We start from the raw sequence: 24,021 nt of genomic DNA on the forward strand, positions 1-24,021 counted from the left end.
CGCAAGCCTCAAGCTCGAGGCGGGCTGGTGAGGAAAGAAAGTCAGGGCGGATCATAAGCAATAGCTGAATCGTTCCAAACCCAGCAGTCAAGTCAACAAATTCGGCTTCTGCAGGACTCGGAGTATATTTGTAAAATTCTTGCTTGGTGGCTTTGCCTTATATGCAGCTTTTGTAGCAGCACTTGCATTTTTCCAACATTCCTTAGTGTTTCCACGGCAGATGGTGGCCCCGCCGCCAGCACTGCCTGCACAGACCGAGCGGCTGGACCTGACCCGCCCCGATGGCAGCATATTGCGGGGTGTGCGCATTGCCGGGCGTGACCCGTCGCGACCAACACTGTTGGGGTTTCCCGGCAATGCCTGGAATGCAGAGGCGATGGCGCTGTTCCTGCACCAGATCGCGCCGCGGCATACTGTGGTGGTTTACCACTACCGTGGCTATTCCCCGTCCACCGGCACCCCTTCCGCCGCGGCGCTGATGTCCGATGGGCTGGCCATTCGTGACAGCTTGCAAGGTCCGGTGATCGCGGTCGGGTTCAGTATTGGCAGCGGGGTTGCCGCCCATGTGGCCGGTGCCCGACCACTAGAGCATGTGATCCTTGCAACACCGTTCGACAGTCTGCGACATGTAGCGGCAAGCACGCTGCCCTATGTCCCGGTGCGGTGGCTGTTTGCGCATGAGATTGACGCAAAGGCGGCGCTGCAAAACAGCGCAGCACCGCTAACCTTGATAATTGCAAACAACGATGAAGTGATCCCGAACGCCCGCTCCGGCGCATTGGCAGCTTCGCAGTCGGACGCGGATGTTATCCGGCTGGAGGCCGGCCACAACGATATCTACAACACACCCGGTTTCGTCCCCGCGATGCGCAGTGCGCTACGTTGAACGGCTTTCCATATCTTCGGCGACTGCCTCGGCACGCGCGGCGAGTTCCGCCAGCCCGTCCGTCAGATCTTGCGGTACAACCGGCACTTCAACCTTCTGGGCCGGGCGGGCGTGCAAGCGCGAGATTTCCTCGCGCATGGATTCGATCTGCGCCTCGGCATCTTTCAACTTGTCCTCGACCGCCGCCGTCTTGTCGGCCAGCATCAGCCCAGACATCAGCAACATACGTTCGGCGGGCACACGCCCGATCTGGTTCAAGAGCGTGCGCGCCTCTGTGTCCAGCATCGCTGCGGCCGCCAGCAGGAATTGCTCTTCCCCCGGCTGGCACGCGACCGCAAATTCCTTGTGACCGATCGTAATCGTTTGTTCAGGCATCACGCTCTCCCGCACCCATGAGCGGCTTCAATTCGCCCAAGACATCTTCCATTTCAGCCAGCTCCGAGGCGCGTTCGGCGCGCAGCGCTTCCAGTTCCGCAACCAGCGAACGGTTGATCGCGCTGGGTTCGATCACCTGGGCCTCATGCCCCTCGCGCAGCTGTCGGTTTGCCTCTATCAGCTTGGAGTTGGCTTTCTTCAGGCGCAACATCTCCAGGCTTTGCAAGTCAAGCTGTTCCGTCATCCGCGCCAGCCGCCGCTCCATCGACGCGACGGAACTGTCCTGCCGCTGGCGCACGGCATTCACGCGTTCGGTCAGTTGCGCGGTTTTCGCGCGCTCCGCCTCCAGCTCTGCTTGCAGGCGGGCAGCGTCTGGGTCGGCCTCGACCACGGGGGCGGTTTGCGCTGGCTTGGCCAATTTATCCGCCGCTGACGATATGCGGTCCAGCGCACGCGACAAGCGGGTTTCGATCTGTTTTACGTCCGTCATGTCGGCTCTTTCCAATTGGGCGCTTTCACATGGCCGAATCATTCCATGCAGGGTATGGCAACCCACGCCGTGCAAACCTACCCCCAAAATAACGGCTTTCCAACCTTGGGGCGTTTTGGACCATGGCACATGGCTTGCGTTGCTTGCACAACAAGCCATAAGCCCTATGATCGCCCCGCGGTATGCTACCGCTAACATCGCCTTTTTCCAGATCGAGGAAGACCAGACGTGGATATCGCTGCCCTGAAAACCGCCAATCCCGACCATTGGATGAAAGCCACCGCGATTCGCGCTTTGGCTATGGATGCCGTGCAGGCTGCAAATTCGGGCCATCCAGGCATGCCGATGGGCATGGCCGATGTCGCGACCGTGTTGTTCGAAAAGCACCTGAAATTCGACGCCAGTGCGCCCGACTGGGCGGACCGCGACCGGTTCATACTGTCGGCAGGACACGGCTCCATGCTGATCTACGCGCTGCTGTATCTGACTGGCTACAAGCAGATGACGCTAGAGCAGATCAAGAATTTCCGCCAATGGGGCGCGATCACGGCGGGCCACCCGGAATACGGCCATGTCGAGGGCGTGGAGACTACGACAGGCCCCTTGGGCCAGGGCATTTCCAACGCCGTGGGCTTTGCCATGGCAGAAGAGAAATTGCGCGCGGAATTCGGCCCGAAAGTGGTCGATCATTACACCTATGTCATCGCCGGTGACGGCTGCCTGATGGAGGGCATCAGCCACGAGGCGATCGGACTGGCCGGCCATCAGAAGCTGGGCCGCCTTATCGTGATGTGGGACAACAACGACATTACCATCGACGGCTCCGTCAGCCTGTCAGACCGCACCGACCAACGCGCGCGTTTCGCCGCCGCCGGGTGGAAAGTTCTGGCCTGCGACGGGCATGACGCGGCAGATATCGACCGCGCCCTGACCGAAGCGAAAGGTTCCGACCAGCCCGTGCTGATCGACTGCAAAACCGTCATCGGCTTTGGCAGCCCTGCAAAAGCAGGCACGGCGGGCGCGCATGGCGCGCCGCTTGGCGATGCTGAAATCGCGACGACCAAAGCAATCTATGGCTGGGAGTACGGCCCGTTCGAGGTGCCCGCCGATGTGCTGGACGCATGGCGCGCCATCGGGGCGCGCGGGGCAAAGGCGCATGAAGACTGGAACACCCGCTTCGCAGCGCTCTCGGGCACCAAGCAGGCCGAATTCACGCGCCGTATGGCAGGCCAAGCGCCGAAGAAGCTGGAAAGCGCCATCCGCGCTTTCAAAAAGCAGATCGCGGAAAGCGCACCCAAGGTCGCAACGCGCAAATCCTCGGAAATGGTGCTGGAGGTGGTCAATACCGTCTGCCCCGAAACCATCGGCGGTTCTGCCGATTTGACCGGGTCGAACAATACCAAGACCGCCGGTCTGGGTGTGTTTTCATTCGAGGACCGCAAGGGCCGCTATGTCTATTACGGCATCCGTGAACACGGCATGGCTGCGGCCATGAACGGCCTGTCGCTGCATGGCGGGCTGAAGCCTTATGGCGGCACCTTCATGTGCTTCACCGATTACGCGCGCGGGGCAATGCGTCTCTCGGCGCTGATGGGGGTGCCTGCGACCTATGTGATGACCCACGATTCCATTGGTCTGGGCGAGGACGGACCGACCCACCAGCCGGTTGAACATCTGGCCATGCTGCGCGCCACGCCCAATATGAACGTGTTCCGCCCCTGCGACACGGTCGAAACCGCCGAGGCGTGGGAACTCGCGCTCACCAGTGAACGCACACCTTCAGTGCTGGCGCTGACACGGCAAGGCCTGCCCACCTACCGCACCGAACACAAGGTCAAGAACCTGACGGCCCAAGGCGGCTATGTGCTGGCCGATGCCGACGGCAAACGCCAGGCGATTCTGATGGCCACCGGGTCCGAAGTGGAAATCGCGATGCAGGCGCGCGATCTGTTGCAGGCCGAAGGGATCGGCACGCGCGTCGTCTCCATGCCCTGCTGGGAGTTGTTCGAAGAGCAGCCCGACGCCTACCGCCGCAAGGTTCTGCCCGCCGGTCCGGTGCGCGTGGCCGTGGAAGCGGCCATTCGCTTCGGCTGGGATCGCTGGCTGTTCGGCGAGCGCGGACGGCGCGAGAAGTCGGGCTTTGTCGGCATGCATGATTTCGGCGCGTCGGCCCCAGCGCCCACGCTGTACAAAGAACTTGGTATCACCGCAGAGGCCGTGGCAGACAAGTTGAAATCCCTGCTCTGACCTTGCGGGGGCACGCGCGTCAGCGCGTCCCCGCCCGTGGCATAGACTTAAAAGGGCGGCCCGCAGGGCCGCCCTTTTTCCGTTTGGTCACACATGGTCCCGCTATTCGGCGGCTTCCGCCTTTGCGCGCTCGGACTCGATCTCGGCAGCCTTCTGTTCGACCTGTTCGACAATATGTTCGACCATCTGCTCATTGCTCAGCTTGTGGCTTTGCTTGCCTGCCAGATACACCATGCCGGACCCAGCCCCGCCGCCAGTAAAACCAACATCGGTCATCAGCGCCTCGCCCGGCCCGTTCACCACGCAGCCTATGATCGACAGGCTCATCGGTGTTTTGATATGGGCCAGCCGTTCTTCCAGAATCGTGACGGTCTTGATCACGTCGAACCCCTGCCTTGCGCAAGACGGGCAAGAGATGATGTTCACACCCCGATGCCGCAGGCCCAGCGATTTCAGGATCTCGTAGCCGATCTTGACCTCTTCCACCGGGTCGGCAGACAGCGACACGCGGATCGTGTCACCGATCCCCATCCATAGCAGATTGCCAAGACCGATGGCTGATTTTACCGTGCCGGAAATCATGCCGCCCGCTTCGGTAATCCCAAGGTGAATCGGCGCATCCGTTGCCTCTGCCAGCCCCATATAGGCCGCCGACGCTAGGAACACGTCCGACGCTTTCACGCTGATCTTGAACTCGTGAAAATCATTATCCTGCAGGATGCGGATATGGTCGAGGCCGCTCTCTATCATCGCGTCTGGGCACGGCTCGCCATATTTCTCCAGCAAATGCCGTTCCAACGATCCGGCGTTCACGCCGATACGGATGGAACAGCCATGGTCGCGCGCGGCTTTGATCACCTCGCGGACACGCGTTGCGTCCCCGATATTGCCGGGATTGATCCGCAGGCAGGCTGCGCCCGCCTCTGCCGCCTCGATCGCGCGTTTATAGTGGAAATGGATGTCCGCCACGATCGGCACCAGGCTTTCGCGGCACACCTCGCGCAGCGCGCGGCTGGCATCCGTATCCGGCACCGACACGCGGACAATATCCGCGCCCGCCTCGGCGCAGTCCAGAACCTGCTTGATCGTGGCCTTTGCGTCGCCGGAATCGGTGTTGGTCATGGTTTGAACGCTGATCGGCGCATCCCCTCCGACCGGCACCGACCCGACCATGATCTGGCGGGATTTGCGGCGCTCGATGTTGCGCCACGGGCGGATATGGTTGTGGTCCATCATGCAAACCTTGTGCGTTGCGGGCTTCGTGCGAAACATAAACCAAGAGGGGCGCTGCGACAAGCAACGCCCCCTTTACACATCATATCTTGGAGCGGAATTTACGGCTGCACTTCCGCGACGTTCACGAAGCTGCGCAGGTCTTCGTCACCGCTCAGATCGGCAGTGGCAAAGCTCTCGGTCACGGCCTCTGGCGTCAGTGCAATCTGGTCCACGACCTGTGCGCCGGGTGCCGTCGGCCCAAAGGGCTGCCCGTCTACCATCAGGTAGACCGACCCGGAATTCCCGGCGCGCAGGGTCGCCGCAGGTTCCGTTTGCGGCACGGCATACCGCTCGCCCGCATCCAGAACTTTTTCAAACAGGACCGTGCCGTCCGCAGCGCGCACGCGAATCCAACTTGGGCGTACGGCCAGAACTTCGACCTGTGCGGGGCCATCTTGACGCACCTGCACGTTGGGCGCATCGCCATTGGCTTCGTTCAGTGCCAGATCAATGGCCGAGCCGATATCATCCGCCGAAGACGGGGTTTCGGGTTCCGGCCGGATTGCACCAATCGGCCCATCCCGCGCGACCATGATCGGCGCTTCCAACGCTTCAGGCTGGTAGGTGCGGACAACGCCTTGCGCAGTCTCTCGCGGCAATCGTGTGTTCGACTCCACATCGTTTGCCGACGGCGTGATCGCGCTGGCATCTGCGCGGTCCATGCGCGGCGCTGCGCCGGTGATCACTGGGTCAAGATCCGCCATAACCTCTGGAGGTTGATCGGCGGGGGCAAGTTGCACGCGCTGCACCTCTTTGAGGACGGTCCAGCCACCAAAACCCAGCCCGATCACAAGGCCAAGCACAACGGCCACTGACCCGATCGCGCCAACATCCAGCCTGCGCCAGAATGGGTCAGGATCATCTGCCAAGCGCGTGCGAGACAGCAGTCCTTGCGAAAATTCACCGCCCGTTACCGGTTCCGCGCGCGGCTTGCTGGGCTGGCTCCGGTCCAGATCGGAATTGATCGAGAAATTGGTTTCCGCGCAGAACTGCTTGTAGCACCAATCCGGGTCCAGCCCCAGATAGCGTGCGTAAGACCGCACATAGCCCGCGATGAAACTCGGCGCCTCGAACGCCGAAAGATCGCCACTTTCAATAGCGGCGATATACGTTGCACGAATATGCAGCTCTCGCTGCACATCCAGAAGCGACTTGCCCATAGTCGCCCGCTCGCCACGGATGATGTCACCCAGCCGAACCTCGAAATCATCGAAGCCTGCTGGCTGGAACCCACCTTCCGGGTCTGTCTTGGGTTTACTGCCAAACCAGTTCATTGCCCGCCCTTTAACCGATAGTCTGCCCATTAGCGCCAAAATGACCATAAATCCGGCCTCTTACGTGCCGTTATTGAGATCACTATACGGGTTTTCACTTCGATTTGAAGCGTTAACAAACGTCAGGCAGACATTTCGGCACGATTTAGCGCACAATGCGACCACAAACCGTCCATCGCGTGCACAAGACGGTCAATCATCTTGCTGTCATGAACAGGGGACGGGGTGAACCGCAAGCGTTCCGTGCCGCGCGGGACGGTCGGAAAGTTGATGGGTTGCACATAAATTCCGTAATCCGTCAGCAACATATCGGAAATTGCCTTGCAATGCACAGGGTCGCCCACATGAACCGGCACGATATGACTGCCATGGTCGATGATCGGCAGCCCCAACCCGCGCAGACGCAATTTCAGAATGCGCGCGTGGTCTTGCTGTTTGTGACGCAGATGCTGCGCGGTTTTCAGATACTCGACCGACGCCGCAGCCCCCGCCGCCACAGCGGGCGGCAGCGATGTCGTGAAGATGAAGCCCGGCGCATAAGACCTTATGGCGTCGCACATTTTGGCAGATGCCGCGATGTAGCCGCCCATCACACCATATGCTTTTGCCAAGGTGCCATTGATGATGTCGATCCGGTGCATAAGCCCATCACGCTCTGCCACACCGGCGCCGCGCGGGCCATACATGCCAACGGCGTGAACCTCGTCAATGTAGGTCAGCGCGCCGAATTCATCGGCCAGATCGCAAATCGCCTCTATCGGGCCAAAATCGCCATCCATCGAATAGATGGATTCGAACGCGATCAGCTTGGGGGCTTCGGGATCGTCGGCGGCCAACAATTCGCGCAAATGCGCGACGTCGTTGTGCCGGAAAATCCGCTTCGCGCCGCCATTTCGGCGCACGCCTTCGATCATCGAAGCATGGTTCAATGCGTCTGAATAGATAATCAGACCGGGAAACAGTTTGGGCAGTGTCGAGAGCGTCGCATCATTCGCGATATAGGCCGAGGTGAAGAGCAACGCCGCCTGTTTCTGGTGCAGATCGGCGAGCGACGCTTCCAGACGCTTGTGATAGGCGGTTGTGCCCGAGATATTGCGCGTTCCACCAGAACCCGCACCCGTCGCGTCGAGCGCTTCGTGCATCGCCGCCAGAACGACCGGGTTTTGCCCCATCCCAAGATAATCGTTGCCGCACCAGACAGTTATGTCCTGCTTTTCGCCATCGGGACGGCTCCAAACAGCTTTGGGGAACTGGTCCTTCTGCCGCTCGATGTCGATGAATGTTCGATAACGCCCCTCGACATGAAGTTGGTTAAGGGCGGCATCAATTGCGGTCTCGAACTTCACTACCCACTCCCTGGCATCAGCTTGGTATATTCGCTTTTATAGATATTCTTGATTCTTGCAAACCAAATTACCCTTGTGCCTATTTTGCACGCAGATCGCGAATATGGTTTGATCTAGATCAATTCCAGCCGAATGCACAATAACCGAGCCCGCGCCGAATCGTCGCGCGTGTTATTCTGCGTTTATTTCCAATGCGATAACGCATTCATCACCGCCGCTACGCGCCGCGTCACACCCCTCGCGGGCCGACGTTATAGCGGTCGGCAGGTCCGACATATCGGCTACCGCAACCGCAGATTCCGCCAATAATCCATCGGCGACCAAACCATCTGCCGGGGCAAGCGCCATGGCCGCGAAGCGCGCGCCCTCGGGGACGAACAGCGACAGCGCATCGCGATTCTGGCCGACCAAGCGCAGCATTGCCAACCCCTCATCCGACAAAAACGGATGCAGATAGAGCGTGATCTGTGCCCCTTCCAGCGTGTAGGTTTCTGTCTGCACCTCTTGCGCCTGAACCGCACCGGCGATCGCGGTTGCCGCGCCCAAGACCGCTACCCATTTCCACATCTCTGGTTACTCCATCTCTCGAATCCGGCTTTCGCGTGGCGTTATAGCCTGTATGGCAGGTCTGGACACCCCCACGGCAGGTGTTACGCTTCGTCAAACCCTCGTCAGCGGAGCCTGAAATGACCGACCCCCTCGACCCAGTTCTGTCCCGAATCGATGCCGACCTTCCACAGGCACTCGACCGGCTGTCGGATTTGCTGCGGATCCCGTCTATCTCGACCGATCCGGCGCATACCCCCGATGTTGAGGCCGCCGCAGACTGGCTGGTCAAGGACTTGACGGCAATGGGTTTTTCGGCCCGCAAAGACCCGACAACCGGCCATCCCATGGTGGTCGCGACGGGCGGCGCAGAGGATGGCCCGCACCTGCTGTTTTACGGACATTATGACGTGCAACCGGTGGACCCGCTGCACCTGTGGGACCGCGACCCGTTCGACGCCCAGGTTCAGGACACGCCGCGCGGAAAAGTGATCCGCGCGCGTGGCGCGTCCGATGACAAGGGCCAGTTGATGACGTTCCTGGAAGCCTGCCGCGCATGGCTGGCCGAACACGGCAGTCTACCGGTAAAGCTGACGTTTTTTCTTGAAGGGGAAGAAGAAAGCGGCTCGCCCTCTTTGGTGCCTTACATGAAGCAGAACGCCGAACAGCTAAAGGCGGATGTCGCGCTGATCTGCGACACCGGGATGTACGACGCCGAAACCCCGGCCATCACGACCATGTTGCGCGGGCTGCTGGGCGAGGAAATCACCATTCACGCCGCCGACCGCGATCTGCATTCGGGCATGTTCGGGGGGGCTGCGATGAACCCGGCGCGCGTGCTGGCGCGCATTTCGTCGGATTTGCATGACGATCAAGGCCGCGTGACGGTGCCGGGGTTTTACGATGACGTGCCCGACCTGCCCGCCGATATTCGGGCACAATGGGCAGAGTTGGGATTTGATGCCGAAGCGTTTTTGGGACAGGTGGGCTTGCGCCTGCCCGCGGGCGAACAGGACCGCAGCGCGCTGGAAATGATCTGGGCGCGCCCGACCTGCGAAATCAACGGGATGATTTCGGGCTATACCGGCGCGGGGTTCAAGACCGTGTTGCCAGCACAGGCCAGTGCCAAGATCAGCTTTCGGCTGGTGGGACAGCAAGACCCGCACAAACTGCGTGAGAGTTTCCGCGATTTCGTGCGCGCGCGGGTGCCCGCCGATTGTCGCGTGGAATTTGCCGAGCATGGCGCCTCGCCCGCGTCGGTCATGTCCACCGATCATCCGGCGTTTGAGGCGGCGCGCCAAGCGCTCAGCGCGGAATGGCCCAAACCTGCCGCGTTCGTCGGCTCCGGCGGGTCCATCCCGATTGCGGGGTATTTCAAGTCCATTCTGGAGATGGACTCGATGTTGATCGGCTTCGCCAAGGAAGATGACGCCATACACTCGCCAAATGAAAAGTATGACCTTGACAGCTTCCATCGTGGAATCCGGTCTTGGGCGCGGATCATTGACGCGATTTCAAAGGCTTGAGCATGTGGCTGAATGCGCTGCCGGTGTTTCATCAAAACCCGGCAGATGTTCGATTTGTGCAAGACCCCTACCCGGCCTATGACCGTATGCGCGGCCTTGGACCGTTGGTGTATTGGCAAGACTACAGCCTGCCCTGCACCACCGGTTTTGCCGCCACGAATGCGGTGCTGCGCGACCGCCGCTTCGGACGGGTGCCGTTGGACCCTCCTGCGATCCCACCGCACCTGACCCCGTTTTACGCGGTCGAGGCGCATTCGATGCTGGAGCTGGAACCCCCGCGCCACACCCGTTTGCGCGGGTTGGTGCTACGGGCCTTTACGTCGCGCCGGATTGCGGCGCTTGGTCCGCAGATCGAAACGTTGGCGCATGAGTTGATAGATGCGCTGCCAAATCACGAGTTCGATCTGATCGACCAGTTCGCCCAACCCCTTCCCGTCATCATCATCGCACGGCTGTTGGGTGTGCCGGAAAGCATGGCCCCCGATCTGTTGCGCTGGTCAAATGCGATGGTGGGCATGTATCAGGCCGGACGCAGCCGCGCGATGGAAGAGGCCGCCGCCACAGCGGCCACGGAATTCGCCACGTTTCTGCGCGGCTATATCGACGCGCGGCGCAACAGCCCGGCGGATGACCTGATCACCCATCTGATCGCGGCGGAAGAGGATGGACAGACGCTCTCCACTGACGAGATGATCGCCACCTGTATCCTGCTGTTGAACGCAGGGCACGAGGCGACGGTGCACAGCCTTGGTCTGGCGGTGAAAACCCTGCTGGAGCATGACCTGTGGCCTGCCCCCGTGACCGATGCGCTGGTAGAAGAATGCTTGCGTTTTGACCCCGCGCTGCACCTGTTCACCCGTTGGGCCTATGACGACATAGACGTGATGGGCGTGACCGTGCCGCGCGGTGCGCAGATCGCCTGCCTGCTGGGCGCGGCGAACCGCTGCCCGCGCCACTGGGATAACGCCCATCGCTTCGAACCGACCCGCCCTGCCAAAGCGCATTCGGGCTTTGGTGCAGGGCTGCATTTCTGCCTTGGCGCGCCGCTTGCGCGGCTGGAATTGCGCTACGCATTGCACGCGCTTTGCGCCCGATTGCCCCGTCTTGCCTTGGCGGAACCGCCGCGGATGGCGAATATCTACCATTTTCACGGTTTGGAACGGCTGATGCTACGGGCCGGATAGTGCCTTTCCCTTGAACCTTCGCGGCATATGTTTCACACAAGCGCGAACCCGTGGCGCAGCAAACACCTCCGCGACCACGCAGCCACACCAACGCAGGACGAATAGGCATGACAGATCTCAGCAGGCCCACCGAAGACATCTCTGTGCGCGACGTGTTCGGGATAGACAGTGACATGACCGTCAAGGGCTTTGCAGAGGCCGGCGACCGCGTGCCTGCGATGGACCCGACCTACAAATTCGACCCCGACACGACCTTGGCCATTCTGGCAGGCTTTGCCTATAACCGGCGCGTCATGGTGCAGGGTTATCACGGCACGGGCAAATCCACCCATATCGAGCAGGTGGCCGCGCGCTTGAATTGGCCATCTGTGCGGGTGAACCTTGACAGCCATATCAGCCGGATCGACCTGATCGGCAAAGACGCGATCAAGCTGCGCGACGGGGTGCAGGTCACCGAATTTCAGGACGGGATTCTGCCATGGGCGCTGCGCAACCCCGTGGCGATTGTGTTCGACGAGTATGACGCGGGCCGTCCCGACGTCATGTTCGTGATCCAGCGCGTGCTGGAGCATGACGGCAAGCTGACCCTGCTGGACCAGAACGAGATCATCACGCCGCACCCGTGTTTTCGTCTGTTCGCGACAGCCAATACCGTGGGCTTGGGCGACACGACGGGCCTGTATCACGGCACGCAGCAGATAAACCAGGCACAAATGGATCGCTGGTCGCTGGTCGCGACGCTGAACTACCTGAGCCACGATGCAGAGGTCGCGATCGTTCTGTCGAAGAACCCTGCCTATAACACGGCGGCCGGCCGCAAAGAAATCAGCCAGATGGTGACGGTTGCGGATATGACCCGCACGGCATTCATGAATGGCGATTTATCCACCGTGATGTCGCCGCGCACGGTCATCAACTGGGCCGAGAATACGCGGATTTTCCGGTCGGTCGGCTACGCGTTCCGACTGTCGTTCATGAACAAATGCGACGAGCTGGAGCGCCAGACAGTCGCCGAGTTCTACCAACGGTGCTTTGACGAGGAACTGCCTGAATCGGCGGCCAGCATGTCACTGGGATGAGGTATGCGGCGCTGCTGTCGATGGTGGTGTTGACGGGCTGCGTCGCGCCACAGCCGGGCACCGATACGGGCCCGCGGGCGGAAACGACCGCGTTCGAAGAGGCGGGGTGCCGCATTCGCCGGGTTGTGGATGGCGACACGATCAGCATTTTCTGTCCGGACACGGGGTCGCGAAATTTGCGCCTGACTGGATATGACACGCCCGAAACCTACAAGCCGAAATGCCGGTCGGAGCGGGCGCGCGGCGAAGCGGCAAGCCGCCGCCTGACAGCGCTGGTGCGCCAAGCGCGCAGCGTGGACGTGCGGTTCAGCGGGACGGACCGCTACGGGCGGCTGCTGGGCCGCCTGTACCTTGACCGGACCGATATCGCACGGCTGATGGTGTCCGAAGGACATGCGGTGCCGTATAATGGCGGCCGACGGCGGAATTGGTGTGCCTGAAAGATGTGATCGCGTCATGCTGTCACTCTAGGACGAACCCGTTTCTATATAGTTAACGCAGTGAACCGGACTTCACATAAAGCTGAACGGCTTTGCTGGCCGGAACATGCTAAGACACCGGTATGGTGGTCCGATCCTCTCTCCTGTTGTGGCTTGTCGCCGCAATGCCGATTGCCGCAGCCCCGGCAGACGTGGTTGCGGTAAAAATTGACCGCAACGCGGATGGCAGCTTCCACGTGTCAGTTACCATCGCATCCGACGAGACGGGGTGGGACAAATACGCCGACAAATGGCAAGTTCTGGACCCGGATGGCGCAATTCTTGGCACGCGCATTTTGCACCACCCGCATGTCAACGAGCAACCCTTTACCCGTGCACTGCCCGCTTTGCAGATACCGTCCAGCGTGACGGAAATCCGCGTGCGCGCGCATGACAGCGTAGAGGGGTTTGGCGGCGCTGAACGTGTCGTGCCGGTCCCCCAAGCGATTGCCGATCAATAAACAATTCCCATATTTGGCCTTAATTCATTCCTAACGCGGCCACAAAGAGCCAGCATACCCAGTGCAATCGGATTTATCAGGATTGCCCGCTATGCTTATTCGTTTGTCCTCACTCGTTTGCACTGTCGCACTATTGTCTGCCTGTTCTGACGGTTCTTTGGCGCCAACATCGGACCCGTCTGTCACCGGGGGCAGTGAGCCAAACACGCTTCCCCAATCGGGTCAGGGGAATTCCGGTGGCGTTGTGTCCGGCAGTGGCAGGCCGGCCGCAGGTGTCGAGGCGACCATGCGTTACAATGGCGAGACCAGACGTGTCAGCGGGGCGCGGGTCGATTTTCACAATGGCGATCTGACTGGTGTTTCGGTCACATGTTCGCGTGCTGGCGGCGGTGCGGTCGTTCCCGAATGTGATGTTGTGAATGCTGACAGCGCTTGGCTGGTAAACGAGTTGAGCGGTCGCTACGCCTATGCGGGGTCTTTTGCAATCAACGGTCACGGGCCCGAAGGCGATCAGGACAGCTTCGTCACGATCCATTCCGGTCCGGGCATGAACCCTGACGAGAGTGTGACACTGCCCGGCGAAAGCGTTGGCTATCGCGGCAGTTATCAGGCCGGAAGCAATGTGATTCGCGACGGGGTCCAGTATGATGGAACTGCGAGAGGTCGTGTCGACATGACCGCTGATTTCACATCCGGCGCATTGTCGGCCGATTTTGGCGGGTTTATTTTGGATGCCGAAGATGGTGCATATGTACGTATCGAGGCCGGCTTTGAGGGTGCGGTTATCGGCCCGGACGGCCGCTTCTACAATAGTGACGGCACTGTGTTTTCCTATGACGGCACCCAGGCTTGGGGCGAACTTGACGGAGCGTTCTACGGGCCGAATGCCGAAGAAGCCGCTGGCACATTCGGCTTCGGCAATGCCTCGGGCGGGATGACCGGCATCATGCTGGGCTGCACAGAGTACAATCAGGGCAACTGCGTGGCCCCCTCCCCGCGCTTCTGAGCAATGGCCGGCGCGCGGTAGCGAACCGTAACCTCCCCGCGCGCTGCGATGCTTCACACCAATACGGGTTTAGGTCCTCGATCAGCCGCTCGCACGAGTTTGCGATTGGCGTGTTCCTGACCTGCGCTTGTGCGATCCGGCGGCGAGCCGCCTTTCCTTTCGGGGGCCGCTGGTCTATTTGTCATGCATATCCAATCCGCAAGACCGGTGACGTATGAGCAAGCCTTCCGACAATCCGGCAGACCCGTTCAAAAAGGCGCTGTCGGACACCGCCCGCACCATGGCGGATGCCCGCGAGATGACAGTCAGCTATTCGGTGGACCCGCCCGGCCTGAGCGGCGAGGCGATGCGCCTGCCGCAGATCACCCGACGCATGACCCGCGACGAGGTGCTTCTGGCGCGCGGCACCGCCGACAGCCTTGCGCTGCGCCACCGCTACCACAACACCGCGACCCACGCGCGTTACATGCCGCAGGGGGACATGGCGCGCGAGCTGTATCAGGCTATGGAAGATGCGCGCTGCGAAGCCGTGGGCGCGCGGTATATGCCCGGCACCGCTGGTAATATCGACGCACGGATCGGCCATGACGCCAGCCGCAAAGGTTATGCGCAGATTCGCGACCGCCAAGATGCCCCCCTGCCCGTGGCCGCCAGTTATATGATCCGAGAGATGGCGACGGGGCGGGACCTGCCCGACGGCGCCGACCATGTGCTGGACCTGTGGCGCGGCTTTATAGAGGAGCGCGCGGGCGGCACGCTGGAAGGGCTGGAGGACGTGCTGGCCGATCAGGGTGCATTCGCCCGGTTTACCCGCCGCATGATCGAGGATCTGGGCTTTGGCGATCAGTTGGGCGATGACCCCGACGACACCGGCGACGAAGATGAGGGCACCGAGGACGACAGCGAAGACCAGTCCGAGGAACCTGAAAACCCCGACAGCCAAGGCGACGATGACAGCGCCGAGGATGACAGCTCTGACGAGGATGGCCAGTCGCAAGACGCGGCCCAAGCCGATCTGGCGGTGGATGAGGATGGCGAAGACGAGATGTCGGACGAGGCCGAAATGCCCGAGGGCGAGGCCCCGATGGACCCGCCGCCTCCGCCACCGCATTCGGAGGCAAGTGCAGACTACAAGGTGTTTACCACCGCCAATGACGAGGAAATACGCGCCGAGGACTTGGCCGAACCCGCCGAGTTGGAACGCCTGCGCGCCTATCTGGACCAGCAGTTGGAGCCGCTGAAAGGCGCCGTGTCCCGGCTGGCCAACAAGCTGCAACGCCGCTTGCAGGCGCAACAGAACCGATCATGGCTGTTCGACCTGGAAGAAGGCACGCTTGATGCCGGGCGGCTGGCGCGCGTGGTGGCCAACCCGACCACGCCACTGTCGTTCAAGCAGGAAAAAGACACCGAATTCCGCGACACGGTGGTGACACTGCTTCTGGACAATTCGGGGTCCATGCGCGGGCGACCGATTTCCATCGCCGCGATTTGCGCCGATGTGCTGGCCCGGACGCTGGAGCGGTGCAATGTGAAGGTGGAAATCCTCGGCTTTACCACCCGCGCGTGGAAGGGCGGGATGTCGCGTGAAGCGTGGCTGAATGACGGGCGTAGCCTGCAACCCGGACGCCTGAACGATCTGCGCCACATCATCTACAAACACGCGGATGCACCATGGCGGCGCGTGCGCCCCAATCTGGGGCTGATGATGAAGGAAGGCTTGCTGAAGGAAAACATCGACGGCGAGGCGCTCGAATGGGCGCACCGGCGCATGGTCGGACGTCCCGAGGCGCGCAAGATCCTGATGGTCATTTCCGATGGTGCCCCGGTCGATGACAGCACTCTGTCAGTCAACCCCGCAAACTATCTGGAACGCCACCTGCGCGACGTGATCGCCATGGTCGAGAAGCGCCGCGCTGTCGAGTTGCTGGCCATCGGGATCGGCCATGATGTGACGCGTTATTACGACCGCGCGGTTACGATTACAGATGTCGAACAACTGGCAGGCGCCATGACAGAACAACTCGCGGCACTGTTTGACCAAGACCCGCGCGCCCGCGCCCGGTTTTCAGGTATCCGGCGCGCAAGCTGACCGAGGTGGGATGACGAACGACCTTGGCGTATCGGGGGTGTGACGATACGCTGCGACCCGCTTTGCCGCAGTGTTCACCCTGCGTGCACGAGGTCGTTAACCTGCGTATGGATCAGGGACACAGCACACCGAACGACCGACGGCGCACCGGGCTGTCAACAAGGCGTGCCCCCTCCAGACCTACGTCCCTTAGATAGCCACACACAGATACACTCCGCGTCCCCGTCAAAGGCCAGTATTTCACAAAAATGAGAAATGGCGCACCCATCAGGATTCGAACCTGAGGCCTCTGCCTTCGGAGGGCAGCGCTCTATCCAGCTGAGCTATGGGTGCCTTGGGCGCCGGTATAGGCGTGCGGCCCGTGCGATGCAACGGGGTTTCATGCGAAAAGATCGTGACACAGCTCCAACCCGTCGATCAGGGCGTCCACCTCTTCGCGGGTGTTATACATGGCAAATGACGCGCGGCAGGTTGCAGTCAGGTCCATATGCTCCATCAGCGGGCCGCAGCAATGCTGGCCTGCGCGCACGGCAATGCCCTTCTGGTCCAGCACGGTCGAGATATCGTGCGCATGCGCGGCCCCGTCCAGCACAAAGCTGAAAATCGCGCCCTTTCCGGGTGCGTTGCCCTGCACACTAATCCAGTTCAGACCGGCCAGCCGGGTTTGCGCGTAGTCACGCAACGCCGCTTCATGCGCCGCGATATTGTCCAGCCCCACGCCCACCATGTAGTCGATGGCCACGCCCAGTCCGATCTGCTGAACAATGCCAGGAGTGCCTGCTTCGAACTTGTGGGGCGGGTCGTTATACACCACGCCGTCGCGCGTCACCTCTCGGATCATGTCGCCACCGCCCATGAAGGGGCGCATTTCGGCCTGACGGGCGCGGCTGATATAAATCGCGCCCGAAGCCGACGGCCCGTAAAGCTTGTGCCCCGTGACCGCGTAGAAATCGCAGCCCAAGGCCTGCACATCCACCGGCATGTGCACGGCGGCTTGCGACCCGTCCACCAGCACCGGAACGCCCTTGGCGCGCGCGCCCGCGCAGATGGCGGCCACATCAACCACGGTGCCGAGCACGTTGGACATATGCGTCACCGCAACCAGCTTGGTCCGCGGGCCGATCGCGTCGATCATCGCTTGCGGGTCAAGGCTGCCATCGGCGGCTGTGTCCACCCATTTGATGACCACGCCCTGACGCTCACGCAGGAAATGCCACGGCACGATATTGGCGTGATGCTCCATGATCGACAGGACAATCTCGTCCCCCGGCTCCAACCGGGGCATGGCCCAGCCATAGGCCACAAGGTTGATGCCCATTGTCGTGCCGGTGGTGTACAGGATTTCATCCTCATGCCCGGCATTCAGAAAGCGCTGCAACTTGCCGCGCACGCCCTCGTATTTGTCAGTCGCAAGGTTCGAAAGGTAATGCAGGCCGCGATGAACATTGGCGTATTCTTCGGCATAGCCGCGCGTGACCGCATCGATCACGGCGCGCGGTTTTTGCGAAGAGGCGCCATTGTCCAGGTAAACCAGCGGTTTGCCGTTCACCTCGCGCGACAGGATCGGGAAATCGGCACGGATTTTGGCGATATCCAGCATCATTGCATTCCTTGTGGCCCAAGGCCCAACACCGACAGCACGATGGCAAGCACCACCGCAAGGCCGAAAAATGAAAATACGGTGCCCACGACGACCTTCAGCGCAGACGTGAACCCATGTAGCGCCATGGTAAAGTTCACCAGAAGCCATATGAACACCGCCAGGGCGAGCATCGTTGCGAAACCGAAAAGCGGCGGCACCAGAACCATCGCGACAAGCTGTAGGATCTGAACGGCAATCATCACGAATTGCAGCCATGCCAGCAGCAAAAGCGCATCGGGAAAAGTGCCTTTGCCGCCCGCAAGCCGCCCGATGCCTTGCACCGCAACGACCAGCCCCAGCAATATCATGGTCTGGAACACGGCCATGAAGATCATGCTGCCGCCGAAGCCGCCTTCACCGAGCACAAGGATGGACATTTGCCCGACCAGCACGGACAGCACCACCACGATCACGAAGCCCAGCCAGCGCGCATCATCGGGCGGGTTCATCGCCATGATCCGGGCCGCCGTGGCGCGCGGAGCAGTCAATGTCTCGCGCATCAGCGCAGTGACGGTTGCCAATGTCAGATCCATCGCCCTCTCCTAGCCCTTTGCAACCGCGCGCACGGCGGAAACGCTTTTGACCAGAATGTAAACGAAGGCGACCGCCACCACAAACCCGAAGCCCTGCGACACAGGGCCCGATCCCAGAAAGGCCGCAAGCCCGCCCTGCAACAGCATCAGCGGTGTAACCGCCAGCAGCGACCAGAAAAATGCCAAACGCACCAAAAGCCCCGGAACGGGACGGCCCGACAGGCGCAGGCCCGCCTGTAGCAGCCCGGCAAGCGCGTAGAGCACCAGGGGCAGCAGGAACATGATCCCGAACATAGCGCCGCCCATTCGCTGTTCGAACGTGACCGATGGATCAATCGTCGCGGCGCGCGACAGGCCCGGCCATTGCGCGACAAATATCAGGCCGCATGCCAACACGGCAAAGAACATCACTTGCGGTTCACGCAAATCCCCAAGGGCCAACCCGCGCACGACCCGCGCGGGATCGCGGTAGCTGCGGATGATATTCTGCGTCAAGGACATCGCGCCGCACACTCCTGCTTCATCTTGCCAAAAATACTCTGGGGGAGTCGCGCGCAGCGCGACGGGGGCAACGCCCCCAGCCCCGCATCATTTATGGCGCTGAAGCCAGGCTTCAAGCCGGTCGCGCAGATCGCCAGCCAGATCCAGATCCGCAATCTCGTCCAGTGCTTCCGCCAGAAAGGCCAGAACCAGCAGCATCTTTGCCTCATTCTCTGGGATGCCGCGCGCGCGCATGTAATACAGTTGCGTCGCGTCGATTTCGCCAGAGGTAGAGCCGTGGCTGCATTTCACGTCATCGGCGTAAATTTCCAGCTCCGGTTTGGCCAGAAACTGCGCATCCTCGTCCAGCAGTAGCGCTTGGCTGATCTGGTAGCCGTCGGTTTTCTGTGCCAGCCGGTCGACCAGGATTTTCCCTTGGAAAACTCCGACAGCGCCGTGACGCAGCACTTTCTTATAGACCTGACGGCTTTCGCATCCCGGTGCGTTATGCGCCACGAACACGGTATCATCGGCGTGAAAAGCCCCGTCTCCGACGCTGGCGCCGGCCAGATGGGCAGAACCATCGGCACCGTCCAGCCAGACCTGAGCCTCGTTGCGAGTCAATGCGCCATTCACCGTCAAGGTAAAGCTTTTAAGCTGCGCCGCCGCGCCCAGTTGCGCAAAGATATGCGCCGCACCCAGCCGTGCGTGATCGCGCCCTTGGCTGCGGATGTGATGTAGCGTTGCGCCCTCGGCAAGCTCCGCCTCGATCACCGTGTTGGAGCGTGCGGCAAGCGGTCCGTTTTCCAGAACCGTCACCTCTGCCCCGGCCTCGACCCGGATCACGTGATGCAGCATGGCATCCGCGCCGGTGTCGCTACGCTGGTAGATCAACGAGATGGGCTTGGCCGGTGTCGCCGTCACGCGGATCAGCACGCCTTGCGTGGCATAGGCGGTGTTGAAGCTTGCCAAGGGCCGGTCCACGGGCGATTGTCCGCGCGCTTCCAAAGCGCCGAACAGGTCGCGCGCCCAGTGCAGGTCGGCCTTGGCCGCATCTTGCAGCAGTTCAATCTCGACCCCGTCCAGCGCTAATGCGTCGGACGCGGCGGGATCGAACACGCCATCCGTGAACACCAGTTTCAAACGGTCGAAACTGTCAAAGACCGGCGCTTCGCCACCCATATCGAGCAGGTCGGCATCCGGTGCGCCCGCGTCGATCAGGCTGCGCGGGTCGGTGAATTTCCAATACTCGTCGCGTTTCAGCGGCGCGCCCATGTCGGACCAGCGGGCCAGCGCGCCCTCGCGCGCTTTTGTCACCCATGCGCCGCCCGTCGGCAAGGGGCGCGCCAGCTCTGCCGCGCGCGCTTGCTTTTGCGCTTTCAGCTTCGCTCTTGGCATCATGCGTTTGCCTCCGCCAGCAGGTCTGCATAGCCGTTATGTTCAACTTCCAGCGCCAGTTCGGGGCCGCCGGTTTTAATGATCCGGCCTTCCGACATGATATGCACCACATCGGGTTTGATATGATCCAGCAGGCGCTGGTAGTGGGTGATCACAAGGAAAGAACGCCCAGCATCGCGCAGCGCGTTCACGCCGTCACTCACCAGTTTCATCGCGTCCACGTCCAGACCCGAGTCGGTTTCATCCAAGATGCACATCTTGGGTTCCAGCATCGCCATTTGCAGGATCTCGTTGCGCTTCTTCTCACCGCCCGAGAAGCCGACATTGACCGGGCGTTTCAGCATATCGGCGTCGATCTGCAATTCCTTGGCTTTCGCGCGCACAACTTTCAGAAACTCACCCGCCGACAGCTCTTCCTGCCCGCGCGCCTTGCGCTGGGCGTTCACGGCAGTGCGCATGAAGGTCATGTTGCCCACGCCGGGAATTTCGACAGGGTATTGGAACGCCAGAAACAGGCCCGCTGCCGCGCGCTCTTCGGGTTCCATGTCCAACAGGTCGGCATCGTCCAGCGTGGCGCTGCCGCCGGTCACTTCGTAGCCGTCGCGGCCCGACAGGACATAAGACAGTGTCGATTTGCCCGACCCGTTCGGCCCCATGATGGCATGCACTTCACCGGGGTTGATGGTCAGCGACAGACCCTTGAGGATTTTCACCTCGGAATCGTCCTCGAGCTCGCAATGCAGGTTTTCGATGTTCAGCATGGTTTCCGTTCCCTCAGTCTATTGTCACGGCGGTTCCAGAGATCGACACCATCAGCATCGAATCCCCCACCACCTCATAATCCAGATCAACGCCGACAACGGCATTTGCGCCCAATGCGCGGGCGCGCTCTTCCAATTCGCGGCTGGCCTCGGTGCGGGCGTCGGAAAGCTTCGACTCGTAAACGCCAGAACGCCCGCCGATCACATCGGTAATCGAGGCCATGATGTCGCGCACAAAGTTCGACCCCATGATGACCTCGCCAACGACCAGCCCGTGATAGGCTGTGATGCGATGGCCTTCGATGGATTGGGTGGTGGTGACGATCACCCCACCGACCCTTCCAGCGAGATCGCCACAAGCGCCTGCGCTTCCATGGCGAATTCCATCGGCAGTTCTTGCAGAACTTCCTTGCAGAAGCCGTTGACCACAAGTGCCACCGCCTCTTCCTCGTCCATGCCGCGTTGGCGGCAGTAGAAAAGCTGGTCGTCATCCACCTTGGACGTGGTCGCCTCATGCTCCACGCGCGAAGATGCGTTCTTCACCTCGATATACGGCACGGTATGCGCGCCGCACAGATCACCGATCAGCAAGCTGTCGCATTGCGTGTAGTTACGGCTGTCGCGCGCTTTGGGGTGCATGGACACCAACCCGCGATAGGTGTTCTGCGCGTGGCCCGCCGAAATGCCCTTCGACACGATGCGCGATTTTGTGCGCTTGCCCAGATGCACCATCTTGGTGCCGGTGTCGGCCTGCTGCCAGTTATTGGCGATGGCGATGGAATAGAACTCGCCCTGCGTGTCGTCGCCGCGCAGAATGCAGGACGGGTATTTCCAAGTGATTGCAGAGCCGGTTTCGACCTGCGTCCACATAACCTTGGCGCGATCCTCGCGGCAATCGGCGCGCTTGGTGACGAAGTTATAGATGCCGCCCTTGCCGTCCTCGTCGCCCGGGAACCAGTTCTGGACAGTGGAATACTTCACCTCTGCATCTTCCAGCACGACAATTTCCACCACGGCGGCATGAAGCTGCGCGGTGTCGCGCTTGGGGGCGGTGCAGCCTTCCAGATAGCTGACCGACGCGCCCTTTTCGGCGACGATCAGCGTGCGCTCGAACTGGCCAGTGTTCTCGGCGTTGATGCGGAAATAGGTCGACAGCTCCATCGGGCATTTCACGCCCGCCGGAATGTAGACAAAGCTGCCATCGCTGAATACGGCAGAGTTGAGCGCGGCGAAATAGTTGTCATTCTGCGGCACGACGCTGCCCAGATACTTTTTCACCAGTTCGGGGTGGTCCTGAACAGCCTCGGAAATCGAGCAGAAGATCACACCCGCATCGGCCAGTTCCTTTTTGAAGGTCGTGCCAACACTGACGGAATCGAACACGGCATCGACCGCCACTTTGCGCTCTTCCGCGCCCTCGACCCCGGCCAGAACCATCTGTTCTTTCAGCGGAATGCCCAGCTTGGCATAGGTTTCCAACAGCTTGGGGTCGACCTCATCCAAGGATTTCGGCTTTTCCTCCATGGACTTGGGCTTGGCGTAATAATACTGCTCCTGGTAGTCGATCATGGGAATGTTCAGCATGGCCCAGTCGGGGCTTTCCATGGTCAGCCAGCGGCGATAGGCATCCAGCCGCCAATCCAGCAACCACTCGGGCTCGCCGTTCTTTTCCGAGATCAGGCGCACGATGTCTTCGTTCAGGCCCTTGGGCGCGAACTCCATCTCGATATCGGTGTTCCAGCCGTGCTTATAGGTGCCGGCCATGGATTGCACGGTTTCGACCGTCTCGCGGTCCACGCCGTCACGCACTTCGGTATCCAATGCAGCCATGTCTTTCCCCTTTTCCTGTCGCGCTGTCAGGCCGCGCGCGCCTCGAACCGCCGATATTGTTTCAGCCATGCCTCGGCCAAGCGCAGCACGTCCTGTTCGGCAACACCCGGCCCGAGCGAAACGCGGATCGCGCCCTGCGCGGTCGCCGCGTCATAGCCCATCGCGCCAAGCACATCAGACCGCCGCGCCTTGCCCGACGCGCAGGCCGACCCGGCAGAGATCGCGAAGCCTGCAAGGTCCATCTGCATGACCTGCGTTTCGCCTTTCCAGCCGGGTGTGGCCAAGCACAATGTGTTGGGCAAACGAATATTGCCTTTCCCGACAGAAATAGTCATATCGGCGGCAGCGTCCAGAGTTTTTTCTAGAATATTTCTAATTTCAGAAACGCGGTCCCAGACCCCAGCGGCCAGATCGCGCTGTGCAGCCTCTGCCGCAGCGCCGAAACCGGCAATCCCGATCAGGTTTTCGGTGCCCGCGCGGCGGCCCATTTCCTGCCCGCCACCGCGGATTTGCGCGGCAAGCTCGGTGCCTTGACGGATCACCAGCGCGCCGATGCCTTTCGGCCCGCCCAGCTTGTGGGCCGACACGAACCCCATTTCGACACCCAACCAGTTGAACGCAAAAGGGATCTTGCCAAAACCCTGCGTCAGATCGCTCACCGCCAGCCCCGCTGGCAGTTCCTGCACGATCCCGGTTTCCGAATTGGCCAGTTGCAAGCAGGCGCGCGCTGGGTCGGGCACGACAACGCCGCCATCGGCGCCAACCGTCAAGGCCCCGTCGGTCCATGCCCGCACCGCGTCATGCTCGACCGGCGCGGCACTCAGATCACGCCCGGCAAGCGCGAGCGCCGCGGCTTCGGTCGCGCCGGATGTGAACACAATATCCGCCCCTTCGGCCCCGAGAGCCCGTGCCACCTGCGCGCGGGCGCGCTCGACCAAACCACGCGCCGCGCGCCCTTCTGCGTGCACCGAAGACGGATTGCCGACCAACTCCATCGCCGCCGCCATCGCGGCGCGTGCCTCGCTCCGCAGGGGCGCGGTCGCGTTCCAATCGAGATAGACCCGCTCGCCCAAAGCCCTGCTCCTTCATCCTTGCCTAAATATCCCGGGGGAGG

At 61.3% G+C, this 24,021-nt stretch carries 23 protein-coding genes and 1 tRNA gene; 9 read left to right on the top strand and 15 right to left on the bottom strand.

Annotated features, from left to right (window positions below; translation table 11 throughout):
- Positions 1 to 220 precede the first annotated feature (220 nt).
- Complete coding sequence (locus ROE7235_RS10000; protein ID WP_121095206.1) at positions 221 to 886, top strand: alpha/beta hydrolase; 666 nt, start codon at positions 221 to 223, stop codon at positions 884 to 886.
- On the opposite strand, the gene ROE7235_RS10005 is transcribed toward ROE7235_RS10000, so the two are convergent.
- A complete protein-coding gene (locus ROE7235_RS10005) occupies positions 878 to 1,261 on the bottom strand; it encodes a cell division protein ZapA (RefSeq protein ID WP_121095208.1) in 384 nt (127 codons plus the stop codon). The two genes, ROE7235_RS10000 and ROE7235_RS10005, sit on opposite strands and share 9 nt — an antisense overlap.
- Positions 1,254 to 1,751, bottom strand: coding sequence for a hypothetical protein (locus tag ROE7235_RS10010; RefSeq protein ID WP_147434195.1), 498 nt, complete (start codon positions 1,749 to 1,751; stop codon positions 1,254 to 1,256). Before ROE7235_RS10010 ends, ROE7235_RS10005 begins: the two co-directional genes overlap by 8 nt.
- 228 nt (positions 1,752 to 1,979) lie before the next feature.
- Between ROE7235_RS10010 and tkt the strand changes: the two genes are divergently transcribed.
- Complete coding sequence (gene tkt / locus ROE7235_RS10015) at positions 1,980 to 3,998, top strand: transketolase (protein ID WP_121095212.1); 2,019 nt, start codon at positions 1,980 to 1,982, stop codon at positions 3,996 to 3,998.
- Between the two features lie 102 nt (positions 3,999 to 4,100).
- Here tkt and ispG read toward each other — a convergent pair whose 3' ends face one another.
- The 4 genes from ispG to ROE7235_RS10035 all read right to left on the bottom strand — a co-directional run bounded on the left by ispG (position 4,101) and on the right by ROE7235_RS10035 (position 8,460).
- On the bottom strand, positions 4,101 to 5,231 hold the full coding sequence (ispG, locus tag ROE7235_RS10020; protein ID WP_121095304.1) for a flavodoxin-dependent (E)-4-hydroxy-3-methylbut-2-enyl-diphosphate synthase: 1,131 nt from the start codon (positions 5,229 to 5,231) through the stop codon (positions 4,101 to 4,103).
- Positions 5,232 to 5,332: 101 nt separating this feature from the next.
- Positions 5,333 to 6,547 (bottom strand): helix-turn-helix domain-containing protein, encoded by a 1,215-nt coding sequence (locus ROE7235_RS10025; protein WP_121095214.1) that lies wholly within the window; start codon positions 6,545 to 6,547, stop codon positions 5,333 to 5,335.
- 122 nt (positions 6,548 to 6,669) lie between these two features.
- Positions 6,670 to 7,893 (bottom strand): 5-aminolevulinate synthase, encoded by a 1,224-nt coding sequence (hemA, locus tag ROE7235_RS10030; RefSeq protein ID WP_121095216.1) that lies wholly within the window; start codon positions 7,891 to 7,893, stop codon positions 6,670 to 6,672.
- A gap of 171 nt (positions 7,894 to 8,064) precedes the next feature.
- Positions 8,065 to 8,460: a hypothetical protein gene (locus tag ROE7235_RS10035; protein ID WP_121095218.1), complete on the bottom strand. Its 396-nt coding sequence runs from the start codon at positions 8,458 to 8,460 to the stop codon at positions 8,065 to 8,067.
- Positions 8,461 to 8,579: 119 nt separating this feature from the next.
- Between ROE7235_RS10035 and ROE7235_RS10040 the strand changes: the two genes are divergently transcribed.
- The 7 genes from ROE7235_RS10040 to cobT all read left to right on the top strand — a co-directional run bounded on the left by ROE7235_RS10040 (position 8,580) and on the right by cobT (position 16,263).
- A complete protein-coding gene (locus ROE7235_RS10040; protein WP_121095220.1) occupies positions 8,580 to 9,965 on the top strand; it encodes a M20/M25/M40 family metallo-hydrolase in 1,386 nt (461 codons plus the stop codon).
- A 2-nt stretch (positions 9,966 to 9,967) separates the two neighbouring features.
- Positions 9,968 to 11,149: a cytochrome P450 gene (locus tag ROE7235_RS10045; protein WP_121095222.1), complete on the top strand. Its 1,182-nt coding sequence runs from the start codon at positions 9,968 to 9,970 to the stop codon at positions 11,147 to 11,149.
- 107 nt (positions 11,150 to 11,256) lie between these two features.
- Positions 11,257 to 12,228, top strand: coding sequence for a cobaltochelatase subunit CobS (gene cobS / locus ROE7235_RS10050; protein WP_121095224.1), 972 nt, complete (start codon positions 11,257 to 11,259; stop codon positions 12,226 to 12,228).
- Positions 12,225 to 12,668, top strand: a complete 444-nt coding sequence (locus ROE7235_RS10055; protein ID WP_121095226.1) for a thermonuclease family protein — start codon at positions 12,225 to 12,227, stop codon at positions 12,666 to 12,668. The genes cobS and ROE7235_RS10055 overlap by 4 nt, the downstream gene beginning before the upstream one ends.
- Positions 12,669 to 12,790: 122 nt before the next feature.
- Entirely contained in the window at positions 12,791 to 13,168 is a 378-nt protein-coding gene (locus ROE7235_RS10060) for a hypothetical protein (RefSeq protein ID WP_121095228.1), read from the top strand.
- Positions 13,169 to 13,454: 286 nt separating this feature from the next.
- On the top strand, positions 13,455 to 14,174 hold the full coding sequence (locus tag ROE7235_RS10065) for a transferrin-binding protein-like solute binding protein (RefSeq protein ID WP_147434196.1): 720 nt from the start codon (positions 13,455 to 13,457) through the stop codon (positions 14,172 to 14,174).
- Positions 14,175 to 14,388: 214 nt separating this feature from the next.
- On the top strand, positions 14,389 to 16,263 hold the full coding sequence (gene cobT / locus ROE7235_RS10070) for a cobaltochelatase subunit CobT (protein WP_121095232.1): 1,875 nt from the start codon (positions 14,389 to 14,391) through the stop codon (positions 16,261 to 16,263).
- Between the two features lie 256 nt (positions 16,264 to 16,519).
- On the opposite strand, the gene ROE7235_RS10075 is transcribed toward cobT, so the two are convergent.
- The 9 genes from ROE7235_RS10075 to ROE7235_RS10115 all read right to left on the bottom strand — a co-directional run bounded on the left by ROE7235_RS10075 (position 16,520) and on the right by ROE7235_RS10115 (position 23,980).
- Positions 16,520 to 16,596 (bottom strand) — tRNA-Arg (locus tag ROE7235_RS10075).
- Between the two features lie 46 nt (positions 16,597 to 16,642).
- Entirely contained in the window at positions 16,643 to 17,863 is a 1,221-nt protein-coding gene (locus ROE7235_RS10080; RefSeq protein ID WP_121095306.1) for a cysteine desulfurase, read from the bottom strand.
- Entirely contained in the window at positions 17,863 to 18,438 is a 576-nt protein-coding gene (locus tag ROE7235_RS10085; protein ID WP_121095234.1) for a YIP1 family protein, read from the bottom strand. Before ROE7235_RS10085 ends, ROE7235_RS10080 begins: the two co-directional genes overlap by 1 nt.
- 9 nt (positions 18,439 to 18,447) lie before the next feature.
- A complete protein-coding gene (locus ROE7235_RS10090) occupies positions 18,448 to 18,939 on the bottom strand; it encodes a YIP1 family protein (protein ID WP_121095236.1) in 492 nt (163 codons plus the stop codon).
- An 87-nt stretch (positions 18,940 to 19,026) separates the two neighbouring features.
- A complete protein-coding gene (locus tag ROE7235_RS10095; RefSeq protein WP_370743630.1) occupies positions 19,027 to 20,319 on the bottom strand; it encodes a SufB/SufD family protein in 1,293 nt (430 codons plus the stop codon).
- A complete protein-coding gene (sufC, locus tag ROE7235_RS10100; protein ID WP_121095238.1) occupies positions 20,316 to 21,077 on the bottom strand; it encodes a Fe-S cluster assembly ATPase SufC in 762 nt (253 codons plus the stop codon). The genes ROE7235_RS10095 and sufC overlap by 4 nt, the downstream gene beginning before the upstream one ends.
- 13 nt (positions 21,078 to 21,090) lie before the next feature.
- On the bottom strand, positions 21,091 to 21,405 hold the full coding sequence (locus tag ROE7235_RS10105) for a YbjQ family protein (RefSeq protein WP_121095240.1): 315 nt from the start codon (positions 21,403 to 21,405) through the stop codon (positions 21,091 to 21,093).
- The gene (gene sufB / locus ROE7235_RS10110; RefSeq protein WP_121095309.1) at positions 21,402 to 22,907 is read right to left on the bottom strand and encodes a Fe-S cluster assembly protein SufB; all 1,506 of its coding nucleotides are present in this window, start codon (positions 22,905 to 22,907) and stop codon (positions 21,402 to 21,404) included. Before sufB ends, ROE7235_RS10105 begins: the two co-directional genes overlap by 4 nt.
- Positions 22,908 to 22,933: 26 nt before the next feature.
- On the bottom strand, positions 22,934 to 23,980 hold the full coding sequence (locus tag ROE7235_RS10115; RefSeq protein WP_121095242.1) for a cysteine desulfurase family protein: 1,047 nt from the start codon (positions 23,978 to 23,980) through the stop codon (positions 22,934 to 22,936).
- Positions 23,981 to 24,021 lie beyond the last annotated feature (41 nt).

It is taken from the genome of Roseinatronobacter ekhonensis, from assembly GCF_900499075.1.
Lineage (GTDB): Bacteria > Pseudomonadota > Alphaproteobacteria > Rhodobacterales > Rhodobacteraceae > Roseinatronobacter > Roseinatronobacter ekhonensis.